Annotated in this window: 14 protein-coding genes; 3 read left to right on the top strand and 11 right to left on the bottom strand. The window is 70.3% G+C overall.

Going from position 1 to position 14,959, the window contains the following annotated elements; genetic code table 11:
* Positions 1–130: 130 nt before the first annotated feature.
* Positions 131–1,489 (bottom strand): Pup--protein ligase, encoded by a 1,359-nt coding sequence (pafA, locus tag LY13_RS01265; protein ID WP_183652131.1) that lies wholly within the window; start codon positions 1,487–1,489, stop codon positions 131–133.
* 100 nt (positions 1,490–1,589) lie between these two features.
* Between pafA and LY13_RS01270 the strand changes: the two genes are divergently transcribed.
* On the top strand, positions 1,590–2,996 hold the full coding sequence (locus LY13_RS01270) for a bifunctional phosphatase PAP2/diacylglycerol kinase family protein (protein ID WP_253826245.1): 1,407 nt from the start codon (positions 1,590–1,592) through the stop codon (positions 2,994–2,996).
* A gap of 72 nt (positions 2,997–3,068) precedes the next feature.
* On the opposite strand, the gene prcA is transcribed toward LY13_RS01270, so the two are convergent.
* From prcA to dop, 4 genes are all read right to left on the bottom strand, one after another.
* Positions 3,069–3,857, bottom strand: a complete 789-nt coding sequence (gene prcA, locus LY13_RS01275) for a proteasome subunit alpha (protein WP_253826246.1) — start codon at positions 3,855–3,857, stop codon at positions 3,069–3,071.
* A 105-nt stretch (positions 3,858–3,962) separates the two neighbouring features.
* Complete coding sequence (prcB, locus tag LY13_RS01280; protein ID WP_253826247.1) at positions 3,963–4,823, bottom strand: proteasome subunit beta; 861 nt, start codon at positions 4,821–4,823, stop codon at positions 3,963–3,965.
* 79 nt (positions 4,824–4,902) lie between these two features.
* Entirely contained in the window at positions 4,903–5,097 is a 195-nt protein-coding gene (locus LY13_RS01285) for a ubiquitin-like protein Pup (RefSeq protein ID WP_030532690.1), read from the bottom strand.
* 95 nt (positions 5,098–5,192) lie between these two features.
* A complete protein-coding gene (gene dop, locus LY13_RS01290) occupies positions 5,193–6,695 on the bottom strand; it encodes a depupylase/deamidase Dop (protein ID WP_253826248.1) in 1,503 nt (500 codons plus the stop codon).
* A 35-nt stretch (positions 6,696–6,730) separates the two neighbouring features.
* Here dop and LY13_RS01295 point away from each other — a divergent pair, with 35 nt between their 5' ends.
* Positions 6,731–7,249, top strand: a complete 519-nt coding sequence (locus tag LY13_RS01295) for an NUDIX domain-containing protein (protein WP_253826382.1) — start codon at positions 6,731–6,733, stop codon at positions 7,247–7,249.
* A gap of 62 nt (positions 7,250–7,311) precedes the next feature.
* On the opposite strand, the gene LY13_RS01300 is transcribed toward LY13_RS01295, so the two are convergent.
* From LY13_RS01300 to arc, 4 genes are all read right to left on the bottom strand, one after another.
* Positions 7,312–7,983 (bottom strand): hypothetical protein, encoded by a 672-nt coding sequence (locus LY13_RS01300; RefSeq protein WP_253826249.1) that lies wholly within the window; start codon positions 7,981–7,983, stop codon positions 7,312–7,314.
* A 48-nt stretch (positions 7,984–8,031) separates the two neighbouring features.
* Complete coding sequence (locus LY13_RS01305; protein ID WP_253826250.1) at positions 8,032–8,970, bottom strand: aldo/keto reductase; 939 nt, start codon at positions 8,968–8,970, stop codon at positions 8,032–8,034.
* A gap of 60 nt (positions 8,971–9,030) precedes the next feature.
* Positions 9,031–9,408, bottom strand: a complete 378-nt coding sequence (locus tag LY13_RS01310) for a hypothetical protein (RefSeq protein WP_253826383.1) — start codon at positions 9,406–9,408, stop codon at positions 9,031–9,033.
* Positions 9,409–9,608: 200 nt separating this feature from the next.
* Positions 9,609–11,423 (bottom strand): proteasome ATPase, encoded by a 1,815-nt coding sequence (gene arc / locus LY13_RS01315; protein ID WP_253826251.1) that lies wholly within the window; start codon positions 11,421–11,423, stop codon positions 9,609–9,611.
* A gap of 598 nt (positions 11,424–12,021) precedes the next feature.
* Between arc and LY13_RS01320 the strand changes: the two genes are divergently transcribed.
* Positions 12,022–12,774: a hypothetical protein gene (locus LY13_RS01320; protein WP_253826252.1), complete on the top strand. Its 753-nt coding sequence runs from the start codon at positions 12,022–12,024 to the stop codon at positions 12,772–12,774.
* 61 nt (positions 12,775–12,835) lie between these two features.
* On the opposite strand, the gene LY13_RS01325 is transcribed toward LY13_RS01320, so the two are convergent.
* On the bottom strand, positions 12,836–13,657 hold the full coding sequence (locus LY13_RS01325) for a tRNA (adenine-N1)-methyltransferase (RefSeq protein WP_253826253.1): 822 nt from the start codon (positions 13,655–13,657) through the stop codon (positions 12,836–12,838).
* Between the two features lie 75 nt (positions 13,658–13,732).
* Positions 13,733–14,875 (bottom strand): site-2 protease family protein, encoded by a 1,143-nt coding sequence (locus LY13_RS01330; protein ID WP_253826254.1) that lies wholly within the window; start codon positions 14,873–14,875, stop codon positions 13,733–13,735.
* Positions 14,876–14,959: the final 84 nt, after the last annotated feature.

Raw genomic sequence — 14,959 nt, forward strand, 5'->3', positions numbered from 1 at the left:
ATTCCGCGGTTCCGGGAGGTCCCGCGGACGCGTCGAACGGCCAGGAACGCGGCAGCGGTCGAACAGTCCCGGGAACCACGCTCGCCCACGATGGCCACGGGCGACCTCACTCGGCTGCGGACGTCCCGGCCTACAACGAGTTGATCAGCCGGTCGACCCGTTCGTCGACGGCGCGGAACGGGTCCTTGCACAGCACGGTCCGTTGCGCCTGGTCGTTCAGCTTGAGGTGCACCCAGTCGACCGTGAAGTCGCGACCGGCCTGCTGCGCCGCCGCGATGAAGTCCCCACGCAGTTTCGCCCGCGTCGACTGGGGCGGGGTGTCCTTCGCGGCCTCGATCTCGCCGTCGTCGGTCACCCGCTGCACCAGCCCCTTGCGCTGCAACAGGTCGAACACACCCCGCCCCCGCCGGATGTCGTGGTACGCCAGGTCCAACTGCGCCACCCGCGGGTCCGACAGGTCGAGGTTGTGCTTCGCGCGGTACCGCTCGACGAACCGGTGCTTGATCGCCCAGTCGATCTCCGTGTCGATCAGCGAGTAGTCCTGCTGCTCGACCGCGTCCAGCGCACGGCCCCACAGGTCCACGACCCGCCGCATCAGCGGGCTCGCGTCGGTCGCCTCCACGTGCTGCACCGCCCGCGCGTAGTACTCCCGCTGGATCTCCAGCGCCGAGGCCTCCCGGCCGCCCGCGAGCCGCACCTGCCGCCGGCCCGTCATGTCGTGGCTGATCTCCCGGATCGCGCGGATCGGGTTGTCCAGGCTGAAGTCCCGGAACTGCACCCCCTGCTCGATCATCTCCAGCACCAGGTGCGCCGTGCCGACCTTCAACAACGTCGTCGGCTCCGACATGTTCGAATCGCCCACGATCACGTGCAGCCTGCGGTACCGCTCGGCGTCGGCGTGCGGCTCGTCGCGCGTGTTGATGATCGGGCGCGACCGCGTCGTCGCGCTCGACACGCCCTCCCAGATGTGCTCGGCCCGCTGCGACAGGCAGTACACCGCACCCCGCGGGGTCTGCAGCACCTTGCCCGCGCCGCAGATGAGCTGCCGCGTGACCAGGAACGGCAGCAGCACGTCCGCGATCCGCGAGAACTCGCCGGCCCGCGTGACCAGGTAGTTCTCGTGACAGCCGTACGAGTTGCCCGCCGAATCGGTGTTGTTCTTGAACAGGAAGATGTCGCCGCCGATGCCCTCGTCGGCGAGCCTGCGCTCGGCGTCGACCAGCAGATCCTCGAGGATCCGCTCCCCCGCCTTGTCGTGCGTGACGAGCTGGGTCAGGTCGTCACACTCGGCCGTCGCGTACTCCGGATGGGAGCCCACGTCGAGGTAGAGCCGCGACCCGTTGGACAGGAAGACGTTGGACGACCGGCCCCACGACACGACACGCCGGAACAGATACCGCGCCACCTCGTCGGGCGAGAGCCTGCGCTGCCCGTGGAACGTGCAGGTGACTCCGAACTCGGTTTCGATCCCAAAGATCCGCCGCTGCATTCTTCAAGGGTAGGCGGTGAAAGCCCGGAACTGGGGAACGAAATCGCGCGCGGCCGGACGCCGACACCGACTTCGCACCCCGTACGGCAGCATGTCGGCCATGACCGCGCCCCTGCTTCGACGCGTCGCCGCACTTCAGCGCGTCGGCCGCCCCGACCGCCGGCTCATGGCCCGCAGCGCCGCCCTGCCCCGCACCCACGCCGACCACGCACTCACCGTGATCACCCGGTCGGCGGACAAAGCACGGCTGTGGTGGGTCGTCGCAGGCGCGCTCGCCACCCGCCGGGGCGCCCCACGCCGGGCCGCCCTCCGCGGCATCGGCAGCATCGGGTTCGCGAGCCTCGCCGCCAGCTTCGTCGCCAAGGAACTGCTGCCCCGGCGCCGTCCCGCGGCCTCGGCGGTCCCCGAACACCGGAGACTCGCCCGCCGCCCCGACTCCTCGTCGTTCCCGTCCGGCCACGCCGCATCCGCCGCCGCGTTCGTGACCGGCGCCTTCCAGGAATCGCCCTCCGTGGGACTGGCCCTGCTGCCGCTCGCCGCCGCCGTCGCCTACTCACGCGTCCACACCGGCGTGCACTGGCCCAGCGACGTCGGCGCTCCCCTCATGGTCGACGGCGAGAACATGCTCGCGGTCGTCAACCCCGCGTCCGGCGACCCCGCCGACGACCCGACGGCCGAGGTCCGCTTCGCCTGGCCCAAGGCCGACCTGCTGCTGCCCGACCCGGAGGGCGACCTCCGCGGCCAGATCACCGCCGAGATCCGCCGTCGGGCGGGCGGCGACGGAGCCATCCGCGCACTCGGCGTCGCAGGCGGCGACGGCACCGTGGCCGCCGTGGCCTCCGTCGCCGCCGACACCGGCCTGCCACTCGCCCTCATCCCCGCGGGCACGCTCAACCACTTCGCCCGCGACGTCGGAGTCCGCTCCATGCCCGACGCCGACGTCGCGACCGAACGCGGCACGGCGGTCGGCATCGACCTCGGCGAGGTGACCGTGGACGGGCTCGGCGGCACCCACCGCCGGTGGTTCGTCAACACCGCCAGCCTGGGCGGCTACCCGGAAATGGTGCGGCTACGCGAGAAGATCGAGCAGCGGCACCCCAAATGGCCGTCGGCGGTGCTCGCGATGGTGCGCGTGCTCCGCAGGGCGAAACCGTTCCCGGTGCGGCTCAACGGAAAACGTGCGCTCGTCTGGCTCGTGTTCGTCGGCAACGGCACCTACGCGCCCAAGGGATTCTGGCCCAACCGCAGGCCCGCGCTCGACACGGGCCTGCTCGACGTGCGCTACCTGCGTGCCGACGTGCCCTACTCCCGGGCACGATTCGTGCTCTCGGCCGTCACCAAGACACTCCACGCCAGCCACGTGTACCGGCAACGGGACCTGCCCGCCCTCGACGTCGAACTGCTCGACGGACACCGCAGGCTCGCGAGCGACGGCGAGGTAGGCCCGCTCGGCCGCCGGTTCCGCTTCCGGTCCCGTCCCAGTGCGCTCACGATCTACCGGCGATGACCGTGGGTGTGACCCGGCACCTCACCGCGTCACACCCACCGGACACCCGGTCGTGTCGGCCGGACGGGCGCGTCAGCCGTCGGACTTCTCGTCGCCCTCGGAACCGGAGTCGCTGCTGTCGGCCGCCTCCGTACGCGCGGGAAGCAGCGCGTCCAGAGCGGCACCCGTGATGCGACGGAACTTGCGGCCCGGCCGCTCCCGCTCCAGCACGGCGACCTCGAGCTTGCTCGGCTCACCCTCCTGCGCCGAACTCGACGCACTGTTGCCGTTGCCGCCGCTGCCACTGCCCGACGTGGACGGGCGGAACGCCTCCGCCGCCACTCGCACCGCGTCGGCGAGCTCCATACCGTCGGCGAACGTATCCTTCAGCTTCGTGTTGATCGCGTCCGTCTGACCGCCCATCACCACGAACTGCGGCTCGTCGACGATCGACCCGTCGTAGGTCAGCCGGTACAGCTCGTCCTCGTCGGCGTTCGCGCCCACCTGGGCCACACAGATCTCCACCTCGAACGGCTTGAGCTGCTCGGTGAAGATCGTGCTCAACGTCTGGGCGTACACGTTCGCCAACGCCCGCGCACTCACGTCACGCCGGTCGTACTGGTAACCCTGCAGGTCCACGTGCCGGATACCGCCCCGGCGCAGGCTCTCGAACTCGCTGTAGCGGCCGACCGCGGCGAACCCGATGCGGTCGTAGATCTCCGACACCTTGTGCAGCGTCGGCGACGGATTCTCCGCCACGAACAGGACTCCGCCCCGGTATTTGAGCACCACGACGCTCCGACCGCGGGCAATACCCTTCCGCGCGAGTTCGGAACGCTCCCGCATCAACTGCTCGGGCGAGGCGTACAGCGGCATCGACACTTGCGTTGGCTCCGCTCTGTTCGGGGATGTGAAGCTGACGAGTGTGGGGGAATCGGGCTCGAACCGGCCCGGGTCGCGTGGACCGCACGCGACCCGGCGACCGGATCAGCCGCGCCAGTCCTGCTGGGCCGCGCGGTCGGCGACGACGGCCTCGGCGATGGTCGACGTCTCCTCCGTGGGCAACTGCACGGCGCCGTGCTCGGCCGTGATCGTGACGACGCTCGGGTAGATCTTCCGCGCCACGTCCGGCCCGCCGGTCGCCGTGTCGTCGTCCGCCGCGTCGTAGAGCGACTCGATCGCCGCCCGCACCGCGGCGTCCTGGTCGGCGTCGGGGTCGTAGAGCTTCTTCATCGCCGACTTGGCGAACACCGATCCGGAACCGATCGCGTGGAACCCGGCGTTCTCCTCGTACCGGCCGCCCGTCACGTCGAACGACACGATCCGGCCCGCCCGCTTGGGGTCGGAGGCCTCGATGTCGTACCCGACGAACAACGGGACCACCGCGAGCCCCGCCATCGCCGCATCCAGGTTGCCTCGCACCATCGTCGCGAGCTTGTTCGACTTACCGTCGAGCGACAGCGACACACCCTCGATCTTCTCGTAGTGCGCCAGCTCCACGGTGTACAGCCGGACGAGTTCGAGAGCGATACCCGCCGTGCCCGCGATGCCCACGGCCGAATAGGCATCGGTCACGTAGACCTTGTCCATGTCGCGGGTCGCGATCAGGTTGCCACTCGTCGCACGCCGGTCACCCGCGATCAGCACCCCGCCGTTGAACGTCGCGGCCACGATCGTCGTGCCGTGCGGCGCGTCGAGGTCACCCCCCGACGTGCCCATGCCCGCGGACCGCTTGCTGGGAAGCAGATCCGGCGCCTCGGCACGCAGGAAATCGGCGAAGGACGACGTCGTCGACGACAAGTAGGCGGAGGGCAGCGCGAAGCCCGAGTTGCGCGGAATCTGTTCCATGCGTGCTCGTAGTTCCCATCGACGAAAGGGACAGTACCGAAATGTTGATCAGCGAGCCTAGGTCACGCCGGAGCCTGCGTCACTCTCCGCCCTTCTGCACGTAGGCCCGCACGAAGTCCTCGGCGTTCTCCTCGAGGACGTCGTCGATCTCGTCGAGGATCGTGTCGACGTCCTCGCCCATCTGCTCACGGCGTTCCTGACCGGCCGGGGCTGCGCCTTCGGCCTCGTCCTCGGAGTCGCCGCCGCCGTGCTTCTCGATCTTCTCCTGAGCCATTGCCGCCTCCCGGTGTGACCGATGAGCTTCTGCCGCCCAGCCTACCCAGAGGAAGGGCGATTCGGGACGATCGTTGACGGAGTGGTGATCTTCTCCTACTCCGATCCGGTCAGGGCCTCGACCAGTTCCTCCGCCGTCTCCGTCCGGTCCAACAGCGCCCCGACGTGCGCTTTCGTGCCCCGCAGCGGCTCGAGCGTGGGGATCCGCACGAGCGAGTCCCTGCCCACGTCGAAGATGACCGAGTCCCACGACGCCGCCGCGATCGAACTGGCGTACTTCTCCAGCGTGCGACCGCGGAAGTAGGCCCGCGTGTCCTCCGGCGGCGTCGTGACCGCCCGCTGCACCTCGTCCTCGCCGACCATGCGCTTCATCGAGCCCCGCGTCACCAGCCGGTTGTACAGGCCCTTGTCGAGGCGCACGTCCGAGTACTGCAGGTCGACCAGGTGGAGCCGCGGAGCCGCCCAGCCGAGCTGGTCGCGTTCCCGATAGGCCTCGACCAGCCGCAGCTTCGCGGGCCAGTCCAGCCGGTCGGCCGCGTCCATGGGGTCCTTCGCCAGCGTGTCCAGCACCTCGCCCCAGACCCGCAGCACCTCCTTGGACTGCTCGTCCCCGCCGGTCCGCTCCACGTGCGCCGCCGCGAGTTCGTGGTACGCGAACTGCAGGTCCAGCCCCGTGTACTTGCGCCCACCCGCGACGTCGACGGTCGTCTTCAGCGACGGGTCGTGGCTGATCTCGTGCACCGCGCGCACCGGCTCGTCGAGCTTCAGGTCGTCGAACCGCACCCCGGCCTCGATCATGTCGAGCACCAGCGCGGTGGTGCCGACCTTCAGGTACGTCGAGTACTCGGCCAGGTTCGCGTCGCCGATGATGACGTGCAGCCTGCGGTACTTGTCCGCGTCGGCGTGCGGTTCGTCCCGCGTGTTGATGATGCCGCGCTTGAGCGTCGTCTCCAGGCCGACCTCGACCTCGACGTAGTCCGAACGCTGGGACAGCTGGAAGCCCGGCTCCTCGCCCTGCGGGCCGATGCCCACCCGGCCCGAACCGGTCACCACCTGCCGCGACACGAAGAACGGCGTCAACCCCGTGATGACCGACGTGAACGGCGTCGCCCTGTCCATCAGGTAGTTCTCGTGCGTGCCGTACGAGGCGCCCTTGCCGTCCACGTTGTTCTTGTACAGCTGCAGCTGCGGCTGCCCGGGCACGGTCGCGGCGCGCATCGCGGCCTGCTCCATGACCCGCTCACCCGCCTTGTCCCACACGACGGCGTCCCGCGGATTGGTCACCTCGGGCGCGGAGTACTCCGGGTGCGCGTGGTCGACGTACAACCGCGCCCCGTTGGTGAGGATCACGTTGGCCGCGCCGAGGTCTTCCACGTCGTTGTCCTGCGTGGGCTGACTGGGGCCGGTGAGGTCGAACCCCCGCGCGTCCCGCAACGGTGACTCGACCTCGTAGTCCCAGCGTGCGCGCCGGGCGCGCGGAATGTCCGCGGCCGCCGCGTAGGCCAGCACGACCTGGGTGGAAGTCAGCACCGGGTTGGCGGTGGCATCGCCGGGGACCGCGATCCCGTATTCCACCTCTGTTCCCATGATCCGCCGCATGCCACCACCCTACGGGCGGGTCGTGCCAGGATCACATCATGGGCGGTGACGAGCTCGTTGCGATCTACGACGCACACACGCGCGCCGTCGGCGCCGCGACCAGGGCCGACGTGCGCAGTCGCGGGTTGTGGCACGCCGCCGCCGTCGTACTGGTGCGTTCGGGTGACGGCGAGTCCGTCTACGTTCATCGGCGCACCGACACCAAGGACGTGTACCCGTCGGCGCTGGACTGCTGGGCGGGCGGGGTGATCGCCGCGGGCGAATCACCGGACGAGTGCGCGGCCCGCGAGCTCGGTGAGGAACTCGGCATCCACGGCGTGACACCGCGACCGCTGTTCACGTGGACGTTCACCGCGGGCACCGTGCGCTGCCACAACTTCACGTACGAGGTGCGCTGGGACGGACCCGTCGTGCACCAGCCGGAGGAGGTCGCCGACGGCTGGTGGACACCGCTGCAGGCGCTGCGCAGCCGGCTCACGGCCGATGACGGCACGTTCGTCCCCGACGGCCGCCTCGGCGCGCTCGAATGGTTCCGCCGTTACGCCCGACCGTGACAACCACCGCCGCGCCCGGTGTGCCCGGCGGCGCGGCACCGCGGTGTGCTCGCGAGTCGAGGTCAGGCGTGCTTGCCGACCGCGATCGGCGCGAGACGGTTGATGGCGTCCCTGGCGCCGGCCTGGTCGGCGGCTCGCACCTCGACGGTCGACAACGTGTCGTCGGCCGCGATGACGACCGTGCAGGTGCCCAGCTGGCACCACGCCTGCGGCTGCACACCCTCGGGCGCGCCGCTCACCGGAATCTCCTCGCCGCCGCATCCGACCTGCTCCGCCGCCACGTCGGCGGCGGGCCTGCCCTCGTAGCGCGTCACGAGGTGGTGCAGCGTCGAGCCCGTCGGGTAGCGCCAGGCCCGCTCGTGGATCTCCGCGGCGCCCGACTGCACGGCGATCGTCGCGAGACACGTCGGCGCGGCGGGATCGGCGCCCACGGTCGACGGTGCGACCGGTTCGACACCCTCGTTGCGGACGTCCTCGCCGGTGAGGAGGACGCTCGGGCCTGCGGGCCGAGCGGGAGCACTGTCGGCGCCACCGCCCTGTTGCTCGGTGGCTGTGCCGTCCTGCGTGCCGTCGCTGCGGGGAGCCGCGGAGGTGCCGGTGGGCTCACCGGTGGCGGGCCGGTCGTCGTAGTACGTGTCCAGGTCGTTCTCGCGGTCGGCGCAACCGGCCACCACCGTCAGCAGCGTGATCGCCACGGGCAGACCGGCCATGGTGGTCGTTCGTGCGCGTCGCACCTGTGTCTCGTCCTCTCCGGCTCGCTCGCTGGGCGATCGCGACAGTAGTCACCCCCACACGAGCTGCGACCGGCGGGCCCAGTATTCGCGGGGGCTCTCCCGCAGCTCGGCGAGACGTTCCAGGTCGTCGTCGCTCAGCCGCAGGTCCGTGGCGGCGAGGTTCGCCTCGAGCTGGGCCACACCCGCCGGGCCGACGAGCACGACGTCGGCCCACTCCTCGGCGTAAGCGGCCGCGAGTGCCACGGCGTCCGGCGTCGTGCCGCGGGCACGGGCGATGTCGGCGACGACCTGCGGAGGATCGACGACGAGCCTGCCGTTGGCGACCGTCTCCTTCAGCTGCACCAGCACGCCCGCCCGATGCGCCTCGGCGAGGGCCAGGCCCGCCGAGGACTCGAGAACGTTCCACGTCGACTGCACGGCCGTGAACAGCTGCCTGCCGTCCACGGTGAGTTCGAGCGCCCGGCGAATCGTGTCGGCCTGCGTGGGCCCGGACGTCGAGAAGCCCACGCGCACCCCGGCGTCGACGAGTTCGGCGAGCGCCTGCTGCAACGCGTCGTCCTCGAACAGCGGACTGTCCGAGGTCAGGGAATGCACCTGGTACAACGCCGGAGCGGTGGGGAGCGTGTCGCGCGTCTCCGCCCACTGCGCACGGAACCGCGCCGGCGAGTGTTCCTTGACCTCGTGCACGGCAGCATCCATCCGCCACTCGCCCACGTACGCGTAGCCCCATTTGCTGGACACCGTGACGTCGGCGTGGCCGCGGGCCGCCAGCCATGCGGCGAGGAACTCCTCGGCCCTGCCGTACGAGCGCGCGACGTCGACCCGTCGGACGCCCGCGTCGTAGGCGCGGTCCAGCACGGCGAAGGTCGCGTCGCGCATCGCGTCGACGGTGCGATCCACGGGCAGTTCCGACTCGCGGCCGAGGTTGATGTACGCGGGCCGCCCCAGCGAGGCGAGACCCACCGCCGTCCGTGTGATGTTGTCCATGGCACGCATCGTAGCGGGGATGGTGGACGGTAGCCGTCGAAAGCCCCGCCGTATAGGATGTTATACAGTTGGTTCGGTGGTTCGCCGCCGCATCAACTCGATGAACTGATCGGCCGACAACACCTCGCGATGGAGCTTCTCCAGTCGCGCCGCGGGTGCACGGACGTACCCCTTGCCGAACACCGGCGCGATCTGCCGCAGACTCGCGCCGGCCTCCCGTGCCGCGAGCAGAGTCCAGTCCGACGCGTTCGCGCAGGCCGTCGACGCCTGCCGCAACTCCCCGAGCAGCGCGATCAGCTCCTCGGCCGCCACGTCCCCCGCAGCCACGGCCTCCGCGGTCTCCTCGAGCCATGCGAGCACCGCCGCAGCCGTCACAGGTGCGGCGGTGCGCCGCTCCCCCGCTTCCGCGAGCGGGTCCGGCGCATCGATGGAAGGCATGTCATCACTCATGCGCCGAATCGTATAGGTCGTTATACATAACGAGGTGGTGCGACACGGCGTGGTGCGGCACGCGTACGCACAGTCGAGTGGCCCGCCCCGACATCGTCGGAACGGGCCACTCGCACGTGTCCTCACGACACGCGGCCGGTCACCCTTCTGTGGTTACCGAACCGCGCCCCTGGGCGGCACCGTGTCGGTCACAGGTACTGGCCGGTGTTGGTCGCCGTGTCGATCACCCTGCCGGAGTCCTGGTTCTTGCCGGTCACGAGCGTACGGATGTAGACGATCCGCTCGCCCTTCTTGCCGGAGATCCGGGCCCAGTCGTCCGGGTTCGTCGTGTTCGGCAGGTCCTCGTTCTCCGCGAACTCGTCGACGATCGCGTCCAGCAGGTGCTGCACCCGCAGGCCCGCCTGGTCGGTCTCCAGCACCGACTTGATCGCCGCCTTCTTCGCCCGGTCCACGATGTTCTGAATCATCGCGCCCGAGTTGAAGTCACGGAAGTAAAGCACCTCCTTGTCCCCGTTGGCGTAGGTCACCTCCAGGAACCGGTTCTCGTCGGATTCCTCGTACATCCGCTCGACGGTGTGCTGGATCATCGCGTCCAACGTCGCCTGCGAATCGCCGGAGAACTCGAGGAGGTCGTCCGTGTGGATCGGCAGGTCCGGCGTCAGGTACTTGGAGAAGATGTCCTTCGCACCCTCGGCGTCGGGCCGCTCGATCTTGATCTTCACGTCGAGCCTGCCGGGACGCAGGATCGCCGGGTCGATCATGTCCTCACGGTTCGAGGCGCCGATCACGATGACGTTCTCGAGCCCTTCGACACCGTCGATCTCCGCCAGCAGCTGCGGCACGATCGTCGTCTCGACGTCTGACGACACACCGCTGCCACGGGTCCGGAAGATCGACTCCATCTCGTCGAAGAACACGATGACGGGTGTGCCCTCGGACGCTTTCTCCCTGGCCCGCTGGAAGATCATCCGGATGTGCCGCTCGGTCTCGCCGACGAACTTGTTGAGCAGCTCCGGGCCCTTGACGTTGAGGAAGTACGACTTCGCGTCGGCGGCGTCCCCCGAGACCTTCTTGGCCAGCGAGTTCGCCACCGCCTTGGCGATGAGCGTCTTACCGCATCCCGGCGGGCCGTACAGCAGCACACCCTTCGGCGGCTGCAGCTGGTACTGGCGGAACAGGTCGGCGTGCAGGAACGGGAGTTCGACGGCGTCCCGGATCTGCTCGATCTGCCCGAAGAGACCGCCGATGTCCTCGTACGCGACGTCCGGCACCTCCTCCAGCACCAGGTCCTCGACCTCGGCCTTCGGCACACGCTCGTAGGCGTACCCGGCCTTTGAGTCGACCAGGACCGAGTCCCCGGACTTCAGTTCCTCGGCCGCAAGGGGGTCCGAGAGCCACACGACGCGTTCCTCGTCGGCATGGCCGACGATCAGCCCGCGGGCACTGCCGCCCTCGGTCTCCGGGGAAAGCACCTCGCGCAAGGTGCACACCTCACCGGTGCGCTCGAAGCCTCCGCTCTCGACGACCGTCAGTGCCTCGTTCAACCGCAGGGACTGCCCGCGCTGCAACGATTCGACCTCGACGTTCGGCGACACGGCGACGCGCATCTTCCTGCCGGACGTGAACACGTCCACCGTGTTGTCCTCGTAGGCCTCGACGAAGACGCCGTACCCGCTCGGCGGCTGCGCGAGCCGGTCGACCTCCTCGCGGAGCGTCAGCAGCTGACTGCGGGCCTCACGCAACGTCTCGACGAGCTTCTCGTTCCGCTCGGTGAGCTGCTCGACGCGCTCGGTCGCCTCCGCGAGACGTTGCTCGAGGACACGGTTCTGCCGCGGCGAGTCGGTCAGCTTCCGGCGAAGAGTGGCGACTTCCTCCTCCAACTGCCGGATCTGGCTCGCCTCGTCGCCGGCCGGGGTTTCCGCGGGAGACCCCGCGCTGGTCGCTCCGTTCGGTTCTGAAGAGTCGGCCTCCTCGTGCCGACCACCGGGAAGGTCGTGTTGCATTTCGGCACCTCCTCGGAATGCATTTGCTTCCACGGTACCGGCGATCACCGACAAGAAAAGGCTTCGGCGCGTTACGGAATCGGTGCGTCGCACGGGCCCGACCGACTACCCACAGCTCCGCGCAGGGATGCAGAACTCCGCCGCACTGCGCATTTTCCACCGAACGGCCGCACCGTCCGCGCGCGTCGCGGCCGGGTGCCGAGAACCCCCGTGGATCGGACAACCCGGACACCGCACCACGATGCGGTGAATCATGATCGTCATCGTGGCCACGACCCGACCCTCAGCGGATCTTCGCAGCGCACGTGCCGCACGCTCCGGCCGGCGGCGCCGCGTCGCCCGCTGGACTCGCGTGGGACCGTCGAGCGTGCGCACGGGCACGTCCGCCCGGGTACTCGTCCGCGATCTGCCGGGCCGTCGTCCCCGCCAAGCAACACGACCGTGACACGGGAAGTTGCACCCCGGTCGCGTCCCGGTCACCGGCCGACCCGTGACCGACGGTGGTACACGGGTGGACGAGTGGTGGGAACCGACGCCGATACGATCACATCCCACCCACCGAGGGGGCCGCAGCTCGCGCCGACGTAAGGGGACCCGCATGACCTATCCGCCGCAGCAACCCGGACCCGGCCAACCCGACCCCTACGGTCAGCAACCGGGACCGTACGGCCAGCCCGGTCCGTACGGTCAGCAGCAGCCGCCCGCGCCCGGTCCGTACGGCCAGCAGGATCCTTACGGGCAGCAGTACGGCCAGCAACAGTTCGGGCAGAACCCGTACGGCCAGCAGCCCTTCGGCGGCCAGCCCGGCGGCCCGGGTGGCGAGCCGCCGAAGAGCAAGACCGGCCTCATCGTCGGCCTTGTCGTCGGTGCCGTCGTCGTCCTCGCCGGCGTGTTCGCGTTCCTCGCCTGGGTCGCGCCCGGCTTCCTCCTCGACGACGAGGAGAGCTCCGAGGGCGGCGACAACAACGCCGCGCCCGCGACGAGCCAGTCGAACGAGCCGACGACCTCGGCGCCGGAGACCTCACCGCAGACGGAAAGCAGCGAAAGCCCGCCGTCGGACAGTCGCGCACCGGGTGCCCAGTCGACGCCCGAGGCGACCGCGGAGGCCGTCGTCTCCGCATTCAACGCCGGCAACCGCCAGGCCGTGTCCGAGACGATCTGCCTGAGCAAGCCGCAGGAGGTGCGGCCGATCCCGGAGGGCGTCGAGGTCAGAACGGCCGGCTCTGCCCAGGTCACGGGGGACACGGCGAAGGTCCCCGCCACGAACGTCACGCAGAACCGCGACTACTTCATCGTGCTCAAGAACGAGGGTGGCGGCTGGTGCTACCTGGGCGACCAGCTCACCTCCTGACGCGCGCCCGGTCTGACGGCGACTCCCGCGCGACCGGCCTCCCGGTCGCGCGGTGAGCGTCTCAGCCGCGGCTGGGCCTGCGCTGCTGCCGAGGCGGGGTCACGCCGTCGGCGAGCCTCCGGGTGGTGAGCAGGAACGCCGTGTGCGCGACCATCCGGTGCTCGGGGCGTACCGCGAGGCCGACGACGTGCCACGGCCGCAGCACGGTCTCCCACGCCTGGGGCTCGGTCCAGCACTGTTGTTCGCGCAGGGCCTCCGTCACGGCCGACAGCTGCGTGGTCGTGGCCACGTACACGACGAGCACACCGCCGGGGATCAGGTTCCTGTGGACGGTCGGCAGCACCTCCCAAGGGGAGAGCATGTCGAGGATGACGCGGTCGACCTCGCCCTCGTGGCCGGCGAGGTCGCCGCGGTGCAGCTCCCAGTTGTCGGGCCGGTGGCCGAAGAACCGTTCGACGTTGCGCTCGGCGTGCTCGGCGTGGTCGTCCCGGACCTCGTAGGAGGTCACACTGCCGTCGGCACCGACCGCGCGCAGCAGTGAGCACGTCAGGGCTCCGGAGCCTGCGCCCGCCTCGAGGACCCGGGCGCCGGGGAAGATGTCACCCCACATCACGATCTGGGCGGCGTCCTTCGGGTAGATCACCTGGGCGCCGCGCGGCATCGACAGGACATAGTCCGACAGCAGCGGCCGCAACGCCAGGTAACTGGTGCCGCCCGCGGACGTGATGACCGACGCCTCCGGCTTGCCGATGATGTCGTCGTGGGCGAGGGCGCCGCGGTGGGTGTGGTACTGCTCGCCCTCCGCGAGCACGATCGTGTAATGCCGTCCCTTCGGGTCGGTCAGTTGCACGCGATCCCCGACACGGAACGGTCCTGCGCTCACGAAACTCCCACTCTCACGCCGCTGCGGATACCTTTCGGCAGCGCTCGATCGTTCCAGACCGACCGGGCGCCGCCCTCAGCGGGTGCGGCGGTTCCCGGAGAGCGCGGCGCGCAGGTCGTCGCGGTGCAGTACGCCCGCGGGCCTGCCCTCGTCGTCGACGACGAGGAACTGCCACGCGGCGACCTCGGCGACGCGTTCGATCACCGCATCGCCCGTCTCCGACTCCAGCAGCACCGTCTCCGCGCGAATCGGCTCGGCGGCCAGTTCGGCGGGCGCCCGTGGCGATTCCGCGGCGAGCTGCTCGGCCGCGCTCTCGTCGAGCAGTCCCGCCGCGACCCCGTCGGCGCGCACGAGCACCACTCCCCTGCCTGCGGACGCCGACAGGGCCGACTCGACGGGGCTCTCGGCCGGCAGCTGGAGCACCGGTCGGGTCAGGTCTCCCAGTGCCAGTCCGGCCGGCCAGCTGCGCCGCTGTTCGGCGGCCATCTCGCCGGTCGCACCGGTGACCACGAACCACGCCGTCACGACGCACACCCCGAGCCGCAACCAGCGGTCGTCACTGCCCTCGGCCAGGCCCCACAGCGCCCACACCAGCAGGCCCAGTGCGACCAGTCCGCCGCCGAACACGGCCGCGCGCGTGCCCGACGCACGTTTTCCCGTGAGTGACCACACGCCCGCCCGCAGCATCCGGCCGCCGTCGAGCGGAAGCCCGGGCAGCAGGTTGAACACCCCGACCGCGAGGTTGGCCACCGCGCACTGGGCGACGAGCAGCCACACCGCACCGTCGGGCGGTACCGCGACCAGCAGCAACCCGCAGAACACGGCCAGCAGCACCGACACGACGGGGCCCGCCGCCGCGACCAGGCCCTCGTGTTTCGGCCTCTCCGGACTGCGGGCGACCTCCGACAACCCGCCGAGCAGGAACAACCGCAGTCTGCGCACGGGGATACCCAGCCGGATCGCGACGAGCACGTGGCCCAGTTCGTGAGCGAGCACCGACAGGCCCAGCAGGATCGCGAACGCGGCCGCCAGCGCCCACGACACGCCCGGCCCCGCGCCGGGCAGCAACCTGCCGACCAGCGGGCTGTACAGCACGACGATCAGCAGCGAACCGATCCACCACGACGGCGCGAGCAGCACGGGTACGCCGCCCACCCGGAACAGCAGCAGGCCGCCGTCGGTCACGGTCCCGCGCCGGGACCGGCTCGTCGTGTTCACCAGGCGAGGGTAGAACGCACCGTGTGCAACGACCGTTATCGCCGCGCCCGCACCCGGCGGTTCGCGACGCGGCCCGGGCGCCCG

Source organism: Prauserella aidingensis (genome assembly GCF_024171865.1).
Lineage (GTDB): Bacteria > Actinomycetota > Actinomycetes > Mycobacteriales > Pseudonocardiaceae > Prauserella > Prauserella aidingensis.

Bases quoted from the DNA above. Each gene is read 5' to 3' on its own strand.
- pafA (WP_183652131.1), bottom strand. From the start codon at position 1,489: ATGCAGCGGCGGATCTTTGGGATCGAAACCGAGTTCGGAGTCACCTGC.
- LY13_RS01270 (WP_253826245.1), top strand. From the start codon at position 1,590: ATGACCGCGCCCCTGCTTCGACGCGTCGCCGCACTTCAGCGCGTCGGC.
- prcB (WP_253826247.1), bottom strand. From the start codon at position 4,823: ATGGAACAGATTCCGCGCAACTCGGGCTTCGCGCTGCCCTCCGCCTAC.
- LY13_RS01285 (WP_030532690.1), bottom strand. From the start codon at position 5,097: ATGGCTCAGGAGAAGATCGAGAAGCACGGCGGCGGCGACTCCGAGGAC.
- dop (WP_253826248.1), bottom strand. From the start codon at position 6,695: ATGCGGCGGATCATGGGAACAGAGGTGGAATACGGGATCGCGGTCCCC.
- LY13_RS01305 (WP_253826250.1), bottom strand. From the start codon at position 8,970: ATGGACAACATCACACGGACGGCGGTGGGTCTCGCCTCGCTGGGGCGG.
- LY13_RS01310 (WP_253826383.1), bottom strand. From the start codon at position 9,408: ATGCCTTCCATCGATGCGCCGGACCCGCTCGCGGAAGCGGGGGAGCGG.
- arc (WP_253826251.1), bottom strand. From the start codon at position 11,423: ATGCAACACGACCTTCCCGGTGGTCGGCACGAGGAGGCCGACTCTTCA.
- LY13_RS01320 (WP_253826252.1), top strand. From the start codon at position 12,022: ATGACCTATCCGCCGCAGCAACCCGGACCCGGCCAACCCGACCCCTAC.